Source organism: Symmachiella macrocystis (genome assembly GCF_007860075.1).
GTDB lineage: Bacteria > Planctomycetota > Planctomycetia > Planctomycetales > Planctomycetaceae > Symmachiella > Symmachiella macrocystis.
Genome location: NZ_SJPP01000001.1, coordinates 4,591,200 through 4,609,224, shown reverse-complemented (window position 1 = coordinate 4,609,224; position 18,025 = coordinate 4,591,200). Strand labels below are relative to the sequence as shown.

At 55.7% G+C, this 18,025-nt stretch carries 8 protein-coding genes; 2 read left to right on the top strand and 6 right to left on the bottom strand.

What is annotated here, in order from left to right; genetic code table 11:
* Positions 1–21: 21 nt before the first annotated feature.
* Complete coding sequence (locus CA54_RS17900; protein ID WP_146372169.1) at positions 22–1,326, bottom strand: ArnT family glycosyltransferase; 1,305 nt, start codon at positions 1,324–1,326, stop codon at positions 22–24.
* A 402-nt stretch (positions 1,327–1,728) separates the two neighbouring features.
* Here CA54_RS17900 and CA54_RS17895 point away from each other — a divergent pair, with 402 nt between their 5' ends.
* Complete coding sequence (locus CA54_RS17895) at positions 1,729–3,351, top strand: MFS transporter (RefSeq protein ID WP_146372168.1); 1,623 nt, start codon at positions 1,729–1,731, stop codon at positions 3,349–3,351.
* Positions 3,352–3,466: 115 nt separating this feature from the next.
* Here CA54_RS17895 and cheB read toward each other — a convergent pair whose 3' ends face one another.
* The 3 genes from cheB to CA54_RS17880 form a co-directional block, all read right to left on the bottom strand.
* Positions 3,467–4,525, bottom strand: coding sequence for a chemotaxis-specific protein-glutamate methyltransferase CheB (gene cheB, locus CA54_RS17890; protein ID WP_146372167.1), 1,059 nt, complete (start codon positions 4,523–4,525; stop codon positions 3,467–3,469).
* Positions 4,526–4,593: 68 nt separating this feature from the next.
* Entirely contained in the window at positions 4,594–5,079 is a 486-nt protein-coding gene (locus tag CA54_RS17885) for a chemotaxis protein CheW (protein WP_146372166.1), read from the bottom strand.
* Entirely contained in the window at positions 5,076–7,661 is a 2,586-nt protein-coding gene (locus CA54_RS17880) for a hybrid sensor histidine kinase/response regulator (RefSeq protein WP_146372165.1), read from the bottom strand. The genes CA54_RS17885 and CA54_RS17880 overlap by 4 nt, the downstream gene beginning before the upstream one ends.
* Before the next feature lie 585 nt (positions 7,662–8,246).
* On the opposite strand from CA54_RS17880, the gene CA54_RS17875 reads away from it, so the two are divergent.
* Positions 8,247–10,973 carry a M16 family metallopeptidase gene (locus tag CA54_RS17875; RefSeq protein WP_197532540.1) on the top strand — a complete coding sequence of 909 codons (2,727 nt, stop codon included), beginning with the start codon at positions 8,247–8,249 and terminating at the stop codon, positions 10,971–10,973.
* 313 nt (positions 10,974–11,286) lie between these two features.
* On the opposite strand, the gene CA54_RS17870 is transcribed toward CA54_RS17875, so the two are convergent.
* On the bottom strand, positions 11,287–12,762 hold the full coding sequence (locus tag CA54_RS17870) for a DUF1501 domain-containing protein (RefSeq protein WP_146372163.1): 1,476 nt from the start codon (positions 12,760–12,762) through the stop codon (positions 11,287–11,289).
* 99 nt (positions 12,763–12,861) lie between these two features.
* Positions 12,862–17,979, bottom strand: a complete 5,118-nt coding sequence (locus tag CA54_RS17865) for a DUF1549 domain-containing protein (RefSeq protein ID WP_146372162.1) — start codon at positions 17,977–17,979, stop codon at positions 12,862–12,864.
* Between the last annotated feature and the right edge of the window lie 46 nt (positions 17,980–18,025).

Here is an 18,025-nt window from a genome sequence, read left to right as displayed (position 1 = left end):
CGCTTTCGCTGAAAACAGACTTTATGAGTGTGACGATGATTCGCCGCCAAGTGGCTCGGCGGAATCTTGAGTGCCGTGGAGATTGGTTTTGTTGAAAGTCGGCAGGAACGAGCGGATGCCGATCGCGGTGAGCACCAGCATCGGATACTCCGCTGGGAGGCGATAACGAATGGAACCAATGAACAGGGCATGGATACAGGCGAAATAAACGATCGGTCCGGCGGTGAGCAAGCAAAGCCAAAACCGATCCCACGACAGCCAACCGCCACGAATCGCGGCCAGCATGATGACTGTGAAAAATAGGGTGAGCGGAATCATCAAGTACCAATTGCGGAATTGTGCGGCATTGGGCCAGGGACTCCAGTAGCGAGCCAGTTTGATACCGGCCAACTGCACAATGCGGCCGGGATGGGCAGCGGCGTATTTCCAGGCGGCGTCACGGTAGTATCGATCCGCATCGAATTCCGACATCCGCTGGTAGACACCGTCCCGTTCCACAAAGGCCATGTCGCTATCGCCGGTGGCCTGCGGGCTCATGCCGTCATAGAGGCTCGGCCCGACCCACAACGTGGTTGGTACGATATGACCGGTCAGGCGATAATTGCGAATCGTCCAAGGGGTCAGCGAAACCGCTAAACCGAAGCAGAGTATCGCCGCTAGACACAATCCGTGTCGATTACGCTGCGTGACAGCCCAATACAAAAATGCGCATCCAGGCCCCACAAGCAGCCAACTGGGGCGGACCAGCGTGGCGATGCCCACCAAGACGCCGGCCAAAAAAGCCCAAATGTACCGTTGCCGACTGGCCTGTTGATTCTGTTGATTGAGATTGAGAAGTTTCGCAACCGCGATCAGGCTCAACAGCATGGTGGCGGCGAATAACGTTTCACTGAGGACTAGCGGTGTGAATCCCACAAATGCGGGTGAAACGGCGGCGACTCCCGCAGCAATGACACCTGTCTCTGGGTCGACCAATTCTTTGCCCAACCAAAAAACCAATCCGCAGGCAGCTGTGCCGACGAGGGCTAACATCAGCCGGATGTAGATGATGTCGTCACCGAACATGCGCATGCCGAGCGACAGCACCCAAGGAAATCCGGGAGTGCGCATGATACGTCGCGGTGGGACATAGAGTTCAAATGGTTTGCCGTTGGCCAATTGTTCTCCCAACGTCCAATACCCGGTTGCATCCCCTGCGATGAGAAATTGACGGCCCGGTTGCTTGTCGAGTTGAAATTGCAGTACAGCGGCGGCGCCCACGCGCAAAAACAACGCGACCGTCATGACGATCAACAACCATCTCTTCCAACAGTTGAAATCTGGCATGGTGGCTCAATACCGGGTCCTAAGAAATCGGCGGATGGTATCGGCAGCGGGAAGTGAGGGTCAAGGGCAATGTCGCGCTGCACAATGCGTCCACAACGGCGTAACTAGTTTTGAGTTCCAAAGATGTGTCATGACGGCTGAATGTAGAGGCAGGTCTCGATTTGACGGTCGCCTGCTATCTCAAAAGTGTATGCGGGAATTGCGTTGATTTTGAGAGAGCACGTCGCAGGGCATTGGCCCTGCAGACAAAAATGGCTCGCTAGAGTTGCGTTCACCTGTGTGAGCGGTTCCAATGGTGACTCTCTTAAGATTCCCGATAACAGGTCCACACCTGGTTTTCATGTTATTGATGCCATTCGGTGCCGCGTTGAGCTTCGCGGCCACGATTAGACGGAGACACCCATGAGTGATGCTGCACCTGCAACCCAGTCCAGTCACGGCGAAAAGTATTTGTTTTGGGCCTGCTTTATCGCACTGATCGCCACCGCCTTTGGCTTCATGGTTCGCGGTGTGTTGATCGACGAATGGGGCACACAGTTTGGTCTGGACGATGTTGAAAAAGGACAAATTGCCGGCGTCGGCGTGTGGCCCATGGGGGTCAGCATTATTTTGTTCAGCTTGGTGATCGACAAAATCGGCTATGGACGAGCGATGGCATTCGCCTTTTTTGCTCACATTGCCTACGCGGTGGTCGTAATCTGTGCTCCGATGGTCTTAGCACCTGAGGGAGCATCTGCCGCTGAAATCGCGGCGGGCAAATCCGCCGGTTACTGGATGCTGTATATCGGAAACCTGATTTTTGCACTTGGGAACGGCACGGTCGAAGCGGTGATCAATCCGGTTGTGGCGACTTTGTTTAGCCGCGAAAAAACCAAATGGCTCAACATTTTGCATGCGGGTTGGCCGGGTGGACTTGTGTTAGCGGGACTGTTGACGATCGCGATGGGCGACATTGACTGGCGGTTGAAAGTCGGTTTGATTTTCTTGCCCGTATTGACCTACGGGATCATGATGCTGCAGTGCAAATTCCCTCTCTCAGAACGCGTAGCTGCGGGAAGTGGTTATCGCGAGATGCTCCAAGAATTCGGTATCTTGGGGGCATTGATCGTCACCATGTTGATTGTGCGTGAAGTTCTGGGAAGCGTGTTTGGCTTTTCTCCAACCATCCAATGGGCGGTTGTCGCAGCAGTGGTTGTGCCGTTTGGACTCTATGTCCGAGCACTGGGCCGGCCGATGTTTATCTTCTTGCTGTTGATCATGATTCCGTTGGCTACGACTGAGATCGGTACGGATAGCTGGATCACCAGTTTGATGGAACCGGAAATGGCGACGCTGGGGATGAATGCCGCTTGGGTGTTGGTCTATACGTCGTTCATCATGATGGTCTTGCGGTTTTTCGCCGGACCGATCGTGCACAAGATCTCTCCGCTGGGACTATTGGCGCTCAGTTGCGTGATTGCGGCTGTCGGTCTTTTGGCTCTCTCCAAGGCGGCGGGGATCATGATTCTGGCGGCGGCGACTCTCTATGGATTCGGGAAAACGTTCTTCTGGCCGACCATGTTGGGCGTGGTTTCGGAACGGTTCCCGAAAGGGGGCGCGTTGACGCTCAATGCGACGGGTGGTGTGGGTATGCTGGGCGTGGGCGTGCTGGGGGCACCGTTTTTCGGCCTGCTCCAGGAAGAAAACGTGACCGATCACCTCAAGCAAGAGCAACCTGCGATCTACGAACAGATCACCACCGAAAAGAATAGCGTCTTCGGTCCCTACACGGCGGTCGATCCCGAAAAGAAGGAAGAACTCCCCGCTGCGGAGAAGACGACTGTTGATGAATACGTCTTGCTCTCGAAGAAAGCGACGCTAGCAACCGTCGCGATCTTCCCCTGTATCATGCTGGTCTGCTACTTAGCGTTGATCGCCTACTTCAAGTCGAAGGGGGGCTATACGGCAGAGATTCTGGCCGGGCATCCCGATGCGGAGGAGGCGGCAAAATTCACCAGCGGCTCCGAGGGGCCAGGCGAGGCGTGATGCCCCGCTCCAGGAATTAAAAATCTACCGGTTGCCGGCGACGAGGTTGCCCGCAACCGGTTTTTTGTTGCGCAAGCGCCACAATGCCGGCACCGTTGACGAAAAACTGGCCCAGCTATTTCACAGCCATTGCTTGGCGGCAGATGCGTTGGATGGCGTTGGGGATGAGATCCAACGGGAGGGTCTGGTCGGCCAAACCGGCGTTGGCAATGGCGGCTGGCATGCCCCAGACGACGCTCGTGGCCTTGTCTTGCACGATGATGGGGGCTCTGACGGCGGACAGCTCGCGGGCGCCTTCGATCCCGTCTTCTCCCATGCCGGTTAACATCACCGCCAATGTGGATTGGCCGTACCATTGAGCGGCGGATCGGTACAAGAAATTGACCGAGGGCCGACAAAAATGTTCCGGTGGTTCTTCATTGAGCACGGTCACCATACGTTTTTCTTGGCGATCAATGGCCATATGAAATCCGCCCGGCGCCACGTAGGTGTGGCCTCGTTCGATGAGCATGCCGTTCGTCGCTTCGCAGCAGGGACGTCCACCATCCTTCTCCAGATGCTTGGCGAGCATGGGTGTAAACATGGGCGGCATGTGCTGGGTGATGAGGATCGGGAGATCAAAGTCGACCGGCAGTCCCGCCACCAACGATGAAAGTGCCTTAGGGCCGCCGGTACTGGCGCCTACGACCAAGACTTTTGGTATGGCTACGGTCGATGTGGAGGTGAAAAGAACTGGTTTTCCAGGAGTTGCCGCCTGTGTATTGCGTTGCCCGAGTGCCTTGACCAACGGCAGCAATTGTTGCGAGAGTTGGGCGATGCTGTCGGCGGCATTTTTGGCAACCGGTTTGGCGATACATTCAGCTGCGCCGATGGTGAGCGCTTGGATGGTCGTCTCGGCGCCCGCATAGGTCATGGAACTGGCCATGATCACCTGCGTATCGTGAAATTCCTTGAGAATGGCTCGTAGCGCGGTAACGCCGTCCATCACAGGCATTTCCACATCAAGGACGACAACATCTACGGGAGTTTTTCGCAGAAACTCTAATGCGGCCAACCCGTGCATGGCAGTGCCAGCAACCGTAATATAGGGATCGGTGTCCAATGCCCGGACCAATAGTCCGCGCACGACAGCCGAATCGTCCACAACCAATACTCTCACGGATGTTTGTGTCAAGACACACCTAATTCTAAGATTACGTTTGGGAATTGTCCGTCAAGGTGACAAACTCAATGACGATCAACCTAGAAGTCCAACAGATTCGTAACGTTGATGATCACGATCAATCGGTGCTGTAATCGATAGACTCCAGACGTGATTGGTTTCCAATGCGCGTCCAAGTTTCGGGGTGGCGGCTGCAGGGTTTCTCCCGAGACATTGATGACCTCCCCCACTTCATCAACCAACAGGCTATAGGACTCGTCGTTGAAGCGAACCACGACGTTCATGCTTTGCTGGTCGCCTTTTAACGCCGGTAATTTTAGCCGTTTTCGTAGGTCAATCGCTGTGACGATCTGCCCGCGCAGGTTCAACAGGCCCGCGATTTCCGGCTTCGCTTTGGGCGTGCGGGTGATCGACTGCGGGTTCAAGACTTCTTGTACGGAGTTGACCGGTACGCCCAGCAATTGGCCGTCGACCGAAAATGACACAAATTGGTTGAGGTAATCGAGTTGGTCGTTGATCGAGTCGGCGCGTCCCGAGGGCGCGGTGAGGGTTGCTGATTGGCTCATGCACTTGCTCCTTGTCGTCCTCGTTGGTGGCACAATTCCTGGACGCAACTGAGGAACTGCTGCGTGTTCAGCTTCGTGAGACATCGCGCGAAGCCTGCCTGCTGTGCGCGTGATTCCAAATCGGCACCGCTGAGTGACGTCAATGCAATCAGGGGCGCCCGCGTATCATCACAGCGCTGCTCATACCATTGAGCAAATTCGTACCCGTCCATCATGGGCATTTCGATGTCCGAGATAATGAGATCGAAATGTTCTCCGTTTTCGATCGCCTCGACGGCATCGACCGCTGAGTTACAGACGCGCACCTGGTAGCCCGCGGTTTCCAACGTCGTGGTCACCAACTGCCGGAAAAATACAGAGTCATCGATAACCAGCACGCGTTCGTCTGCGGACTGGGACTTTTTCTGGAACCAATCCGGGTCGGCCATTTCGACATAGTACTGAGCGTCGATCACATCGGTCGCCTTGTTGTTGATGATCGCCGTCCCCAGGACACCGGGCCGCGAACTTGGCATGCGGATGACCAACGGTTCTTCGCGAATGTCCAAGATTTCCTTGACGACAAGCCCCATTGACCGGTCTCCTTCGGAGAACACGACCACAGGTTGAATCTGATCATTCGCATCGGTGGATGATGTGGGATCGATTGGCAACAACGGCAACAGGTTGTCGCGGTATTGCACAACCATGCGTTCGCCTGTCCGCTCGATCGTCTCTGTGGGGAATTCTTCAAGGCGTGAAACGAGTGACAACGGAACGGCCATCGTCGACTCTCCGCCGGCGTCGAACACCAACATGGTTGTAGTATTCCCGGCGAGTTCATGGTCCGCGTCGCCGCGTTGACACTCCGTTTCGGTCGCAATCGCCCCGCCATCGAACTGAGCGGCAATGCCTGCCACGTCGAGAATCATGATCACACGCCCGTCCCCGAGGATGGTCGTGCCCTGATAGATGGCAATGTCCTTGAGCAGGTGTCCCACCGGCTTAACGACGATTTCTTCAGTATCGAACACTTCGGAAACGATTAAGCCGAATTGCTCGTCGCCGGCTTGGACGACAACAATATTCACATCCCGTTCTTCGCCTGCATGCTCATCATCCAGTTCCAATTCGCGATCCAGGTGGATCAATGGCAACAACCGATCGCGCAGCCGATAAACTTCGTTGCGATTGATGGTTTCAATTTTGTGGCGATCCTCAGCGGCCACACGAACCAGTTCGACGATCGTCAGTTGCGGAATGGCGAAGGAATACCCGCCGCTCTCGACGACCAACGCCGAAATGATTGCCAACGTCAGTGGGATTTTGATTCGCACTTCGGTGCCAATCCCGCGGCGCGACGTCAAGTCGACCGTTCCACCAATCCGCTCGATTTGAGTTTTGACCACGTCCATACCAACTCCGCGTCCCGATACGGAACTGATTTCTTTAGCTGTTGAGAAACCAGGAGCGAACACCAGGTTGACCAGATCTTTTTCAGACATTCCAGCCGCGGTTGCGTCGGTCAGGATGCCATTTTCCACAGCTTTTTGTCGCACACGCTCGGCATTAATCCCCGCTCCGTCATCATCGACGCAGATGATCACATGCCCTCCTTCATGGAACGCATTGAGCCGGACGAGGCCGGTTTCGGGCTTGCCCGCCGCGCGACGATCCGCCGTCGATTCGAGACCATGATCGGCTGAATTGCGCACCATGTGTGTGAGCGGATCTTTGATGGCGTCCAGCACGGTACGGTCCAACTCCGTTTCAGCGCCCCGCATGTCCAATTCAATGAGTTTCCCGGTTTGCTGAGCCAGATCACGCACGAGTCGCGGCAATTTGCCCCAGGCGTTTCCAATCGGCTGCATGCGGGTTTTCATAACCCCTTCCTGCAGGTCGGTCGTCACGCGATTGAGGTGCAGAATGGGAGCGGCAAAGATGGATTCGTCGTCGCCGCGAACCATTTGCACAAGTTGGTTTCGAGTCAGAACCAACTCGCCAACAAGATTCATCAAGCTGTCCAGGACATCCACGTTCACACGAATCGACAGGTCGCTGATGCTTTTTTTGGAAGGGTCCGCAGCCTCTTCCGGCATATTTGTCGGTGCGGCTACCGGTTTGCTGTCCTCAACGGCTGGTGATGTTATCAATTCGGCCACGGGCGTTGCTTCGACGGGAGCCTCGCTGATCTCAGCAGGCACATCACCCGCATCTCCATCGGCCGACTGCATCAATTCGTCGAGACGGGCGATCAATTGGGAGTTGTCGTGGACCGGTTCCTGACCCGTCGTTTCCAGGCCGTGCAGGAGTTCCTTGATTTCGTCGACTCCCTCAAGGATGAGTGAGATCGACGTGGGTGTGACGCGCAGCTCATGATCGCGCATCCGGCCCAGTACGTTTTCCGTCGCATGCGCCACGGACCCCAAGCCGGTCAATCCAATGAAACCACAGGTCCCTTTGATCGTATGAATCGTACGAAAAATACTGGCAATCAGATCGTCGTCGTCCGGTCGCTTTTCCAGGATGACGATTTCGTTATCGAGTTGCGACAAATTTTCCATGCTCTCGGCAAGGAATTCCTGGAGGATTTCTTCATCCATGCTGATGGCAGTCTTTGCTAATTGGATGCGGAAGGCCGGACGAACAGTTCAGAAACAATCGTTCCTGGTCCACAGCTTTGAATTGAGATAGGAGCGCGTTTTCTCGATGCTGAGGACGCAATTTCCGCAGGGATGCATGCCTTGGTACTTTTCCTTAGCGCCTATCGACTTGGATACAGGTTTGGCTTGAGACAGACATCTTGGTGAACAATTCAAATCGGCAGAACTGCGGAAAGTGTTAAGACGCGGTGAGTTTTCCGCCAGCATTTGCTCGGGGGCATCACCTTGGCTGTTGACTATCAAATTACGATGGGATAGGAATCACTACGAAGTCAATCGTGTGAAAATTCTCTGACCAGGACTTCAGGCCGTTCAACAAACCCAATTTGACGGGGAGGGGGACGGCTGTGGCATCCCTAATTTGAGCCGGGAGTACCGGGGAAGAGCGATACGCGGTTTACGGCTGCTCAGTTTCTGGCCTACAATGCGGCCCACAGTGATCGGGTTGGTATGTTTGGTGATTCGGTAATTGGGCGCGCTGCCGCGCCTGCGGACAACAGCAACGGAATGACAAAAGGAATGGCCATGATGTTTCGAATCGCGTGCGTCTTTGGATTGGTGGGAGTTGCGGTGGCGACATCTCACGCTCAGGATACTTCCCCGCAGAGAGGACTTGCCCCAGTGAATGGACCACAGCACCGAGCCAATATCGATATTCATTATGCCTCGCGACAGGCTTTGGGTAAGGGTGTGACGCTCGCCAAGTTGTCCAGCGGCTTAACCGTGATCGTGCAGGAGAATCATGCGGCACCAGTCGCCACCGTCCGCAGCTATGTTGTGAATACCGGCAGCGCCTATGAAGGCAAAGACATGGGAGCCGGTTTGAGTCACATGTTAGAGCACTTGGTCGCCGGCGGCACGACGACCATCCGGCCCGAAAAAGAAGTCCGGGCGCTCGTCGATTCGATGGGGGGACGCACCAATGCCTACACGTCGAATGACATCACCGCGTTTTATATCGATTGCCCGGCCGACAAGACGGCGCTGGCCCTGGAATTAATCGCACAGAACATGCAGTTCTCTACGATTCCCGAAGACGAATACATCCGAGAAATGGGGGTCGTGCAGCGGGAATTGGAGAAGGGGGAACAAGAACGCCGCCGGGTCCGCTACAACCGCATGAAGCAACTCATCTATCAAGTTCACCCCATGCGGCACCCCACCATTGGCTATCTGCCGGTCGTGCAACAGGTCAAACGCCAGGATGTGATTGATTTTTATCACAATCGCTATGTACCGCAAAACATGATCATTATCGTGGTGGGGGACGTGAACACCGACGACGTTCTGGACGAAGTGCTCAAGGACTTCAAGGACTTCCATCGCACAACCGAACGCGCGCCGATCTTACCGGTCGAACCCGATCAAGCCTCACCGCGGACGATTCGTGTGGAGATGGAAGGGCCCACGGCGCAGATCAGTCTCGCGTGGCCGACAGTGCCGCTGCAAGACCCGGACCTGTATCCGCTGGATGTCGCGGCATTTGTATTGACGCATGGAGACAGTTCACGGTTGGCAAAGCGATTGAAAATCGATCAGCCGTTGGCGACATCGGTCTCCAGTTCTTCGTTTACACCCGGTTTTGTCAAAGGCTGGTTCCAGATTTCAGCGGAGTGTGCTCCTGAAAATATTGATGAGGTCCGCCGGATTATTCTCGAAGAAGTCGACAAACTCAAAACCACGGAAGTCAGCGAAGCAGAGTTGGCTAAGGTGAAACGCCAAAAGGCGGCCGAGCACGTTTTTGGACAACAAACCGTACAAAACCAAGCCGAGATGCTCGCCAGCAGTTATCGCTCGACAGGGGATCCGCTGTTTGACGACCAATACGTTGCCGGCATACAGACAGTGACCGCTGAGCAAATTCGCAACGTTGCCCGGAAATATTTTCTTTCTCAACGCATGAACACGGTGATCATCGAACCGTTGGGCAGCGGCGCCAAACGGCAGGCGACCTCGGACAGCTCGCCGGCCGAATCTGAGATTATTCGCAAGCAGTTTCCCAACGGGTTGACCGTATTGCTCAAACGGCACAGCGTGGTGCCGTTGGTGTCGGTTCAAGCGTTCGTCAAAGGTGGTGCGACGAGTGATACGAACGCCGAAAGCGGCTTGGCGTCGCTCGCTTGCCAGTTGATGACCCGCGGAACGAAGAAATACACCGGGGAACAAATCGACGAATACTTCGATTCCATCGGCGGTTCGCTTTCCGTCAGTAGCCAGCGCAATTCGAGTTACCTGCAATCATCGGTGCTGGCGAGCGATTTTGATGCGAGCATGGATTACGTCCACCAAGTGCTGGTCGAACCGACGTTTCCTGAAGAAGAGTTCGAACGCATTAAAGGGCTGCATCTGCGGCGGATTGCCGCCCGGGCTGCCAATCCCCAAACCGAAATCTTAGATTTTTGGGCGTCCGAGATCCCCGCCTCTTCGCCTTACCACCGCACAGTGAGCGGGACGGTCGAGACGGTTTCGAAGTTGACAGTGGAGGATTGTCGTAAATTCCGAGCCGATTACTTTGTGCCCAACAATATGGTCATTGCCATTTTCGGCGACATCGAGGTCGACGCCACATTGGCCAAGTTGGAGACCATGTTTGGTTCGCTCCCGCGTTCAGAATCATTCCATTGGCCTGAGTTCCCTGAGAACCAAACGCTTGCCAAGTCGCGATCGGAACATCTGCAAAACCAAAAGCAGGACACGGGCATGATCATGCTCAGTTATCCGATCTGCAGCATTTACGACCAGAAATCGCGGGATTCACTGGAGGTGCTTTCCGGGATTTTGACCGGCGGCAGCGGCGCGGGCGGGCGGTTGCACGAGGAGTTGCGCGGCGCACGATTGGTCTACTATGTGTTCGGTTTTCAGATCAATGGATTCGCACCAGGCTATTACAATGTGCTCACGCAAACGCGGCCGGAATCGATCAATGATGTGATCGGGCGAATCGAAGCAGCGATCGAGAAAATTAAAAATGAAGGCGTACCCGCTGAGGAATTCGAGGGGGTCAAAGGAAAACTGATCGCAGCTCACGCGATGAAAAACACCACCCCCAGTGCACAGGCGTTCCAAGCAGCCATTGATGAGTTGTACGGCTTGGGCTACGACCACGACCGTGGGTATGACAAACGGATCGCGGACGTGACGGTCGACGATGTTGTCAAAGCTGTGCAAACGTATTTCCAGCACGGCTTGGTTGTCACGACATCGCCGAATGCCTCTCCGGACGAGGCAGCGATAACGGATGAGAAGAAGTAAGCCATAGCAATGAGCATTCCGGGGACGCGCGGTTCGGATTGAGCCGCGCGTTATCCTGGGCGTTGTCAGGCCCAGCTGTGCACACCTATGCCAATCGTGCGGTACGGCTCGGGAAGTCAGGTGGAAATCGAGGGGCCACTGGCGGCTTGTTCGGCAGTACAAAGTGCGAGGCTGAAAACACTGCTGGACAAGCCAGCAGTGGCACCCGTTTGGGTTACCCTGGGCGTTGTTATGCTCAGCTGTGAATAGCTACGCTAAACTTGGTGCCAGGCTCAGCGGGAGCTTCGCCCTCCCAGATGTGTTTGTGTGCCGGTTAGGCTTGGTAGAGGCCGGGGATGGTTTCTGCTTTGACCAATTCTCGCGGCTGGTTGAGGTGGTTGTAGACGATCGTATCGGGGGCGATCCCGAACGAATGGTAGATTGAGGCCAAGAGTTGTCCCGGGTGCACCGGGTCGTTCAATGGTCCCGATCCGGTTTTGTCCGAAGCCCCGTGGATCCGGCCTTGGTGGACGCCCGCCCCGGCGACACATGCGGTGTAGCAATAGGGCCAGTGGTCGCGGCCGTCGGACGTGTTGCTGTTGCCGGAAGTACTTACCCCCCGTTGCGGCGAGCGGCCGAATTCGCCGATGGCGACGACCATGGTTTCGTCCAACAGGCCCCGTTCGTCTAAGTCGGAGAACAGCGCCGAGAGGCCCGCGTCGAGCATCGGTGCGGATTGGGTTTTCATGCGTTTGGTCAAGCCGGAGTGCACGTCCCAAGAGTGGTTGTCCGAGTTGGCCACCTTGGGCCAGACAACCTCGACAACGCGGGTTCCGGCTTCGACCAGTCGTCGGGCGAGCAATAAGCTTTGGCCGAACGTGTTGCGGCCGTATCGATCGCGCATCGCCGTTGATTCTTGATCGAGGGTGAACGCCTCGCGGGCGCGGCCGGAGATGACCAAATCCAGCGCCCGGCTGTAGGACTGGTTCAAATTGTAATGCTTGACCGCTTTTTCAATTTGCGGCATGCCTTTGTTGATCGAATCCCGCAAACGGGCGCGACGCTGCAAGCGAGTGGCATAGACCTCGGGACGGAGTTTTAAGTCGTCGACCCGAATGTTGTCCATCTTGTTCATATTCATATCATCTCCTTCGGGATAGAGATAATACGGGTCGTACGCGCGGCCCAAAAAGCCCGCTGTGCCAGCCTTGCCGACGACGTTGCTTTCCTGCAGCGGTCGGGGCATCATCACCAGCGGCAACATCGGTTCGGTGGGTGGTTTGAGACGAATGATGTTGGAGCCGAAGTTCGGAAAGTCCTTCGGTGTCGGGGGTTCCAACTGACCGGAGGCGCTGACCTTGTCGGTGGTGTAGCCGGTCATCATTTGATAAATGGCAGCGGTGTGGTTGAACAACCCCTTGGGCGTATAGCTCATGGAGCGGATCATAGTGATTTTGTCGTTGACCTGCGCCAATTTGGGCAGCATTTCCGTGAACTGCACGCCCGGCAGCTTGGTGGAAATCGGTTGAAACGGGCTGCGGATATTGGCAGGGACGTTTTCCTTGGGATCCCACAAGTCGAGGTGGCTGGGGCCCCCTTGCAGGAAAATCATGATCACGCTTTTGGCTTGGCCCCACCCCGGTCCGCCGACGGCTTCCGGTCCTTTGGCCGCGGCGTTTTGGAGATTAAACATCGTGCCCAGTCCCATGCCCAGCATGGCCGAACCGCCGACCCGCAATAAATCGCGACGCGTAGGGCCGACGTTTTTATCGCATACGTCTTTTCCAAGTTGTCCGGGAATCACGAGCATGACAGGTTCTCCGTAATCTTGTGAACAGATGATTTCTGTGAATGGTTAGTAGCGTCGGCGATTGGTTCGTTCATGTTTGCCTGAGCGTCGCGCTGGACGTTATCGATTGAACATGAATGAAGGACTATTGATCAATGCCCACGCAATGTCTTGTGCCGCGGTGAGTCGATTTTGGACCAGTTGCTCGGTGCTCAGTTTGACATCCCCGCGCAGGCGACGCAATCCCGGTTCGATCGGTACCGGGCGACTGACGACTTCTAAGTTGGCCTGCATGGCTTTGAGTACGGGATCTTCGGGTCGGGGTTGGCGACTTTCAGCGAGTGCCTGTTCGTGTTTTCGCAACTCCTTGTCGAAGCCGCGGAGGTATTTGGCCACGGCCGTTTTTTGTTCGGCGGTACGTTTGTCAGCGGGGACTTCCAGGATTTTGGCAATTTCAGCATCCACCCCGTTGAGTAGGATTGGATCGGCGGAATTTGTGACTGAGAGCCGAAACTTGCCGATGGAGTGTGTCTTGGAATTGAATTCTTGTTTGAGTAGGAATGTCAAAATCGTTCCGCCCGGCAGTCCAACCGGTTCGGCTAGTGAGAAACTGGCATAGTGGTTCTCGCCGGTCTTACCGGAGATGGCCCAGCCGTTACCGGCAGCGGCCGAGACACCGTCGATCGCTGTGACCACTGGATATCCCTTTTGGTCGTAATCGGACCGTGCGTCGACCAACTTCAATTTTGTCTTTTGATCCGGGTTTCCCTTAGGAGCGGCCCAAACCTCGAATTCGGTCAGGACGAAGTTTCCATCGCCCGAACGTCCGGGGCCTTTCTTGGGGCTGCCCTCATGGGCCAAAACTTCCAATCGAATGCTACGTATTCCCCTGAGCGGCGTTTCGGCCACCACATTGTACGCACCGACGCCGTTGGTCCCGGTCGCTACCACCGACAGGTCCTCTTGCTTGGTCAACGTTGCGGTGTTGGTTGTGGAAAGTTGTGCGGGATCGAGGGCGACCCAGGGGGTGTTGCGATCTTCACGTGCTTCCCAAGCCGCAAACTTGGCCGGCAGCGTTGCTTCGTAGTCTTTGAGCGCCGCTGCGAGCATTTCGGTCCGCTGTTTCTGTTGTTTGTCTAACTCAGCGATTTTCGGTGCGACGGCTTTTTCATAGGCTGCGATTGCCGCCTGAGCGGCTGCAATGGAGGCTTTGCGTTGTGCTGCTTGGGCGGTCATCAGCGGTTTGAGGCTTTCTTCCTGCACGTGCAAACGATGGGAGAGCTTGTCATGTTCCCGCGGGATCTCCTTGAAGACTTCCAAGCTGGACGCGATTTCTTGTTCCGTTGCGGGGCGGTTGAGAATATGCATGAACAAATCGTTGATGAGTTGCGCATCATCCGAGGTGCGCTGAACCAAACGAGCGATGTCGTTCTTGGGGTCGGCAATGGCGTCGCCCACGGTTGGGCCGGTGACCATGGCCATCACAGGGCCGAATTGCACGCCGCTGGAACGTTCGCATTCACAGGCGCTCTCACGGGGAGGACGACCGAACTGGGCCAGAAATCCGCTGGGCTCCTTCACGCCGGCATCGGGCAATTGGGCGGCGCGCGTTCCCGGGGGGAGGTTGGGGAAATGCGACATCGAACCGGTCGCACGATGCAGAGCGTCGTATAAAACCTCAGCGGGAAGTCGCCGTGCCATAGCGTGCGAATAGTTAATGTTGTCGTCTTCGTTCCAACGATTAGAATTGATGGACAACTGATACGCACGCGATTTACAAATCAGCCGTACCAATTGTCGCGTGTTGAATCCGCTTTGCACGAAGTCATTCGTCAGCCGCTCCAGCAATTCGGGATTGGTGGCCGGGTTGCCCGCGCGGATGTCATCGATCGGCTCAATAAACCCAGTGCCGAGCAGATAAGCCCACAAGCGGTTCACATAGCTGCGGGCGAAGTACGGGTTCTCGGGCGAGGTGATCCAAGCCGCCAATTTCTCTCGTCGTGAGGCGGACTCGTTAGCTGCATGCTCTGCTGGGAACGGAAACGTCGGGGGCATGACGGTTCCGGTGGTGACGTGTTTGACCTCACCCTCGTTTTTATCGTACACGATTTCAAATAACGGTTTGGCCCCTTCGACAGCTGTGCCTTTGGTCTTTTTGTCGCCCGAGGCGGGATCCTTTTTCAGTCCCACTTGTGCGAAAAATGCGGCCGTCTCGTAATACTGGTCTTGCTTCCAACGCTCGAAGGGGTGGTCGTGGCATTTGTTGCAATTGAACCGGATGCCTAAAAACAGATGCGTCGTGTTCTCCATCGTCTCTTCGGGAGTCCGCAGGATTTTATAATACGACGCGGGCGGGTTCTCCATGTTGGAGCCGCTGGCTGTCAGAATACGGTGCACGAGGCGGTCGTAGGGCGTATTGTCCGCCACCTGCATGCGAATCCAATCGTGGAACGCTTTGGCCCCTTCGGCGCCTAAGTATTTGCGATTGACCTGCAACAGGTCCGCCCACTTGTTGGTCCAATGATCGATGTAATCATTGCTCCCCACCAATTGGTCAATCAATTCATCGCGTTTCAGACGGGCATCGCGGCTGTCGGCGAGGAAACTGCTGACTTGCTCGACTGTGGGAGGCAATCCGGTCAGGTCCAGATAGACGCGGCGAACGAATTCCGCGTCAGTGCATAGACCGGACTGCACGGTTTTGGTGCGCTGCAGTTTTTTAACGATCATTTCATCGATGTAATTATTTACCGGTTGGTCTTGCCAGACGAAACCTGAACGGTCTCCCATGACGGTCATGGTCGTGGCCGCATAGGCGCCTTGATAGCGGGTGAGGATCGGTGTTTCGCCGCGGCGGAGGACGGTGATCAAGCCAGTGCCGTCGGTCGAGCCGACTTCGATGTCGCCAACTTCGACAAAGGCTTCGGCGGTGGCATCACGTGTGGTGCCGTCGGAATACGTTGCCACCACGCGCATCTGCTGTTTGGAACCGGCCAACTGCACGATGGGGTTTTGAGGTGTGACGTCGATTTTAATAACATGGGGAACCGCTTGGTCCAACTTTGCGCCGTCGGAAATCCATTTGCGAATGATTTCATAATAAGGCGTTCCGGGTTTGGCCAATTGTCCGCCTCCGTGGGGGACCGCCGCAGCCGCTTTGAGCAACATTAGGCTATTGTCGGGCGAAGCACGATTGACGCGACGCGACGCCAAGTCATCGGTAAAGGCCCGCAGATCGAATTCGGGATCATTGCCGCGGAGCGACAACTTGAATCCGGCTTTGCCCTTGTTCGCCCCGTGGCAAGTGCCGGCATTACAACCGAGCTTCGTTAGCGTGGGAACCACGTCACGTTTCATGTCAACCGGAAAGTCGTCTTCGACAGCGGTGATATGCACGACGGCCTTTGCGGCCTTATCGGCTAAGGTAAACGTAATTTCGGTTGTGCCGTTGGCATTGGCTCGTAACAGACCGGTTGGTGAAATGCTCGCGATTGGCTCGGTGGCAACGAACTGCGCCATGCGAGTCACATCGACCCGTTCGCCCGATTGCAGGACGGCTGTCAAAAGAAACTGCACCGAATCGTAACGGTGATCGATGGTGATTTCCTGCGGCTGAACTTCGAGGGCAGCTACCTGTTGACCTTCCGGCATTGATTCCGGAGCCGATGCGTCGTTGGAGGCGGTCGTTATGGAGTCTTCGATTTCGCGTTGGACGATTTCGTCGCTGACTGGCACCGAGAGAAATTCTTTTACTAGTTTCGCGTTCTCTGTGGAGTAGAGGCGAATTTTGCCATCGCCACCGGCAACTGCGATCGTTTTTCCGTTGGGATGAAAGACGACGGCGTATAAGCCGGTGTTGTCCACAGTAGTTTGGGCCACAGCTTGGACGCCCTGTGTGCGGTATTCCTCCAACCGTTTTCGTTCCGCTGCGGAACGTTGGCTGGAGCGCTTGAGCGAAATTTTCTTGATGTCTTCTGGCATTTCAACGTCGAACTCATATTTGGCGATCAAGACTTCGCCAGATGTGTTGTCACTGCTGACGGCGGCGACGTGGCTGCCATCTTTGCTGATGGCGACACCAAACAAGCGGCCTTTGAGTGGGGGGAATTGGCGGATCAAATTGGCATCGTCGCCAATGACGCGTTTGGATTCACGAAAGATGCGATACAACTTGGGCACGCCGTCAGCACCGCCGACAAAAATTACGTCGGATGTGGGATGCCGCGTGACGGTGGCAATGCCGCCCTTTAGCGCGCCGGGAGTGATTGAGGTGATGTTGTCGATAAAGCGTTGCGTTTCGATCTCGGTCAGTTTGGCTGTCCGGTCGCGGCCCACGGAAACGAGGTTTGTGCCCTTAACCGAGAAGACCGTATCCAACACCCAGTCGCTGTGCGAGCCTTGATAAAGGACTTGTTCGCCCGTAGTGGAATCGATAGCCCGCACTGTATTGTCGGAGCATCCAAACGCGATCAGTTTCCCATCGGGCGACCAGCTTGCGCCGTAGATCGTGTCGTAAGTGACCGGAACGGAGAGCGTCAATTTGCGTTCTTGCACATCCCAGACTTGGACCTCTCCCATCCGCGCCGGCAATCCGCCGGTTACGGCCAAGCGTTTTCCGTCGGGGGAAAACCGCACCGATTCGATGCGCTCCGACATTCCGACCAAACGTCCAGCCAATCCCGATCCATCCGCCTTGTGCAACAAGACTTCATGAAATCCAGCGACGGCAAGCAGTGTTCCGTCGGGAGAATAATCTAACGAAGTGACAACCGGCGGCGCTGTGTAGATCGGCGGGTGCTCGTTGTCATAATGCCGTTTGGCCGATTCGGGCGTATCGTTCACGCCCCCTTGTGCAATCCATTGACGGATCAATTCTATTTCGAAATCCGTGAGCGGTTTTCGGCCGCGGGGCATTTGCGCTTCGCCATCGACCGGAACGATCAATTCTAACAGGTGGCTTTCGTCGGGCATGTTGGCCACAACAGCCGGGATTTCCGATTCGCCACCGCCGAGCAGTTTGTCGAACGACGTCATATCGTAGCCGCCGCCCGACTTGGCCGGTTGATGGCAGCCGTGACAATTCGCCTGAAAGATCGGGCGAATCTGCTTGTAAAAGCTGACTTGCGGGGCAGCCGGTTCTTTGGCAGCAGGCTGTTCGTCCGCCGCGCTGACCGGAGCAAGGCCGATAGCGAACAACATCAAAGATACGGCAAGTGGTCGGAACGTCATTGAGAGCATGACCCGCTACCTTTGTCGGATATAGGATGCGACCTAGGCGAAGAGA

What these genes read in the sequence shown, in the direction of transcription:
- CA54_RS17900 (WP_146372169.1), bottom strand. Translation starts at nt 1,326, where the DNA reads ATGCCAGATTTCAACTGTTGGAAGAGATGGTTGTTGATCGTCATGACG.
- CA54_RS17895 (WP_146372168.1), top strand. Translation starts at nt 1,729, where the DNA reads ATGAGTGATGCTGCACCTGCAACCCAGTCCAGTCACGGCGAAAAGTAT.
- CA54_RS17885 (WP_146372166.1), bottom strand. Translation starts at nt 5,079, where the DNA reads ATGAGCCAATCAGCAACCCTCACCGCGCCCTCGGGACGCGCCGACTCG.
- CA54_RS17880 (WP_146372165.1), bottom strand. Translation starts at nt 7,661, where the DNA reads ATGGATGAAGAAATCCTCCAGGAATTCCTTGCCGAGAGCATGGAAAAT.
- CA54_RS17875 (WP_197532540.1), top strand. Translation starts at nt 8,247, where the DNA reads ATGATGTTTCGAATCGCGTGCGTCTTTGGATTGGTGGGAGTTGCGGTG.
- CA54_RS17870 (WP_146372163.1), bottom strand. Translation starts at nt 12,762, where the DNA reads ATGCTCGTGATTCCCGGACAACTTGGAAAAGACGTATGCGATAAAAAC.
- CA54_RS17865 (WP_146372162.1), bottom strand. Translation starts at nt 17,979, where the DNA reads ATGCTCTCAATGACGTTCCGACCACTTGCCGTATCTTTGATGTTGTTC.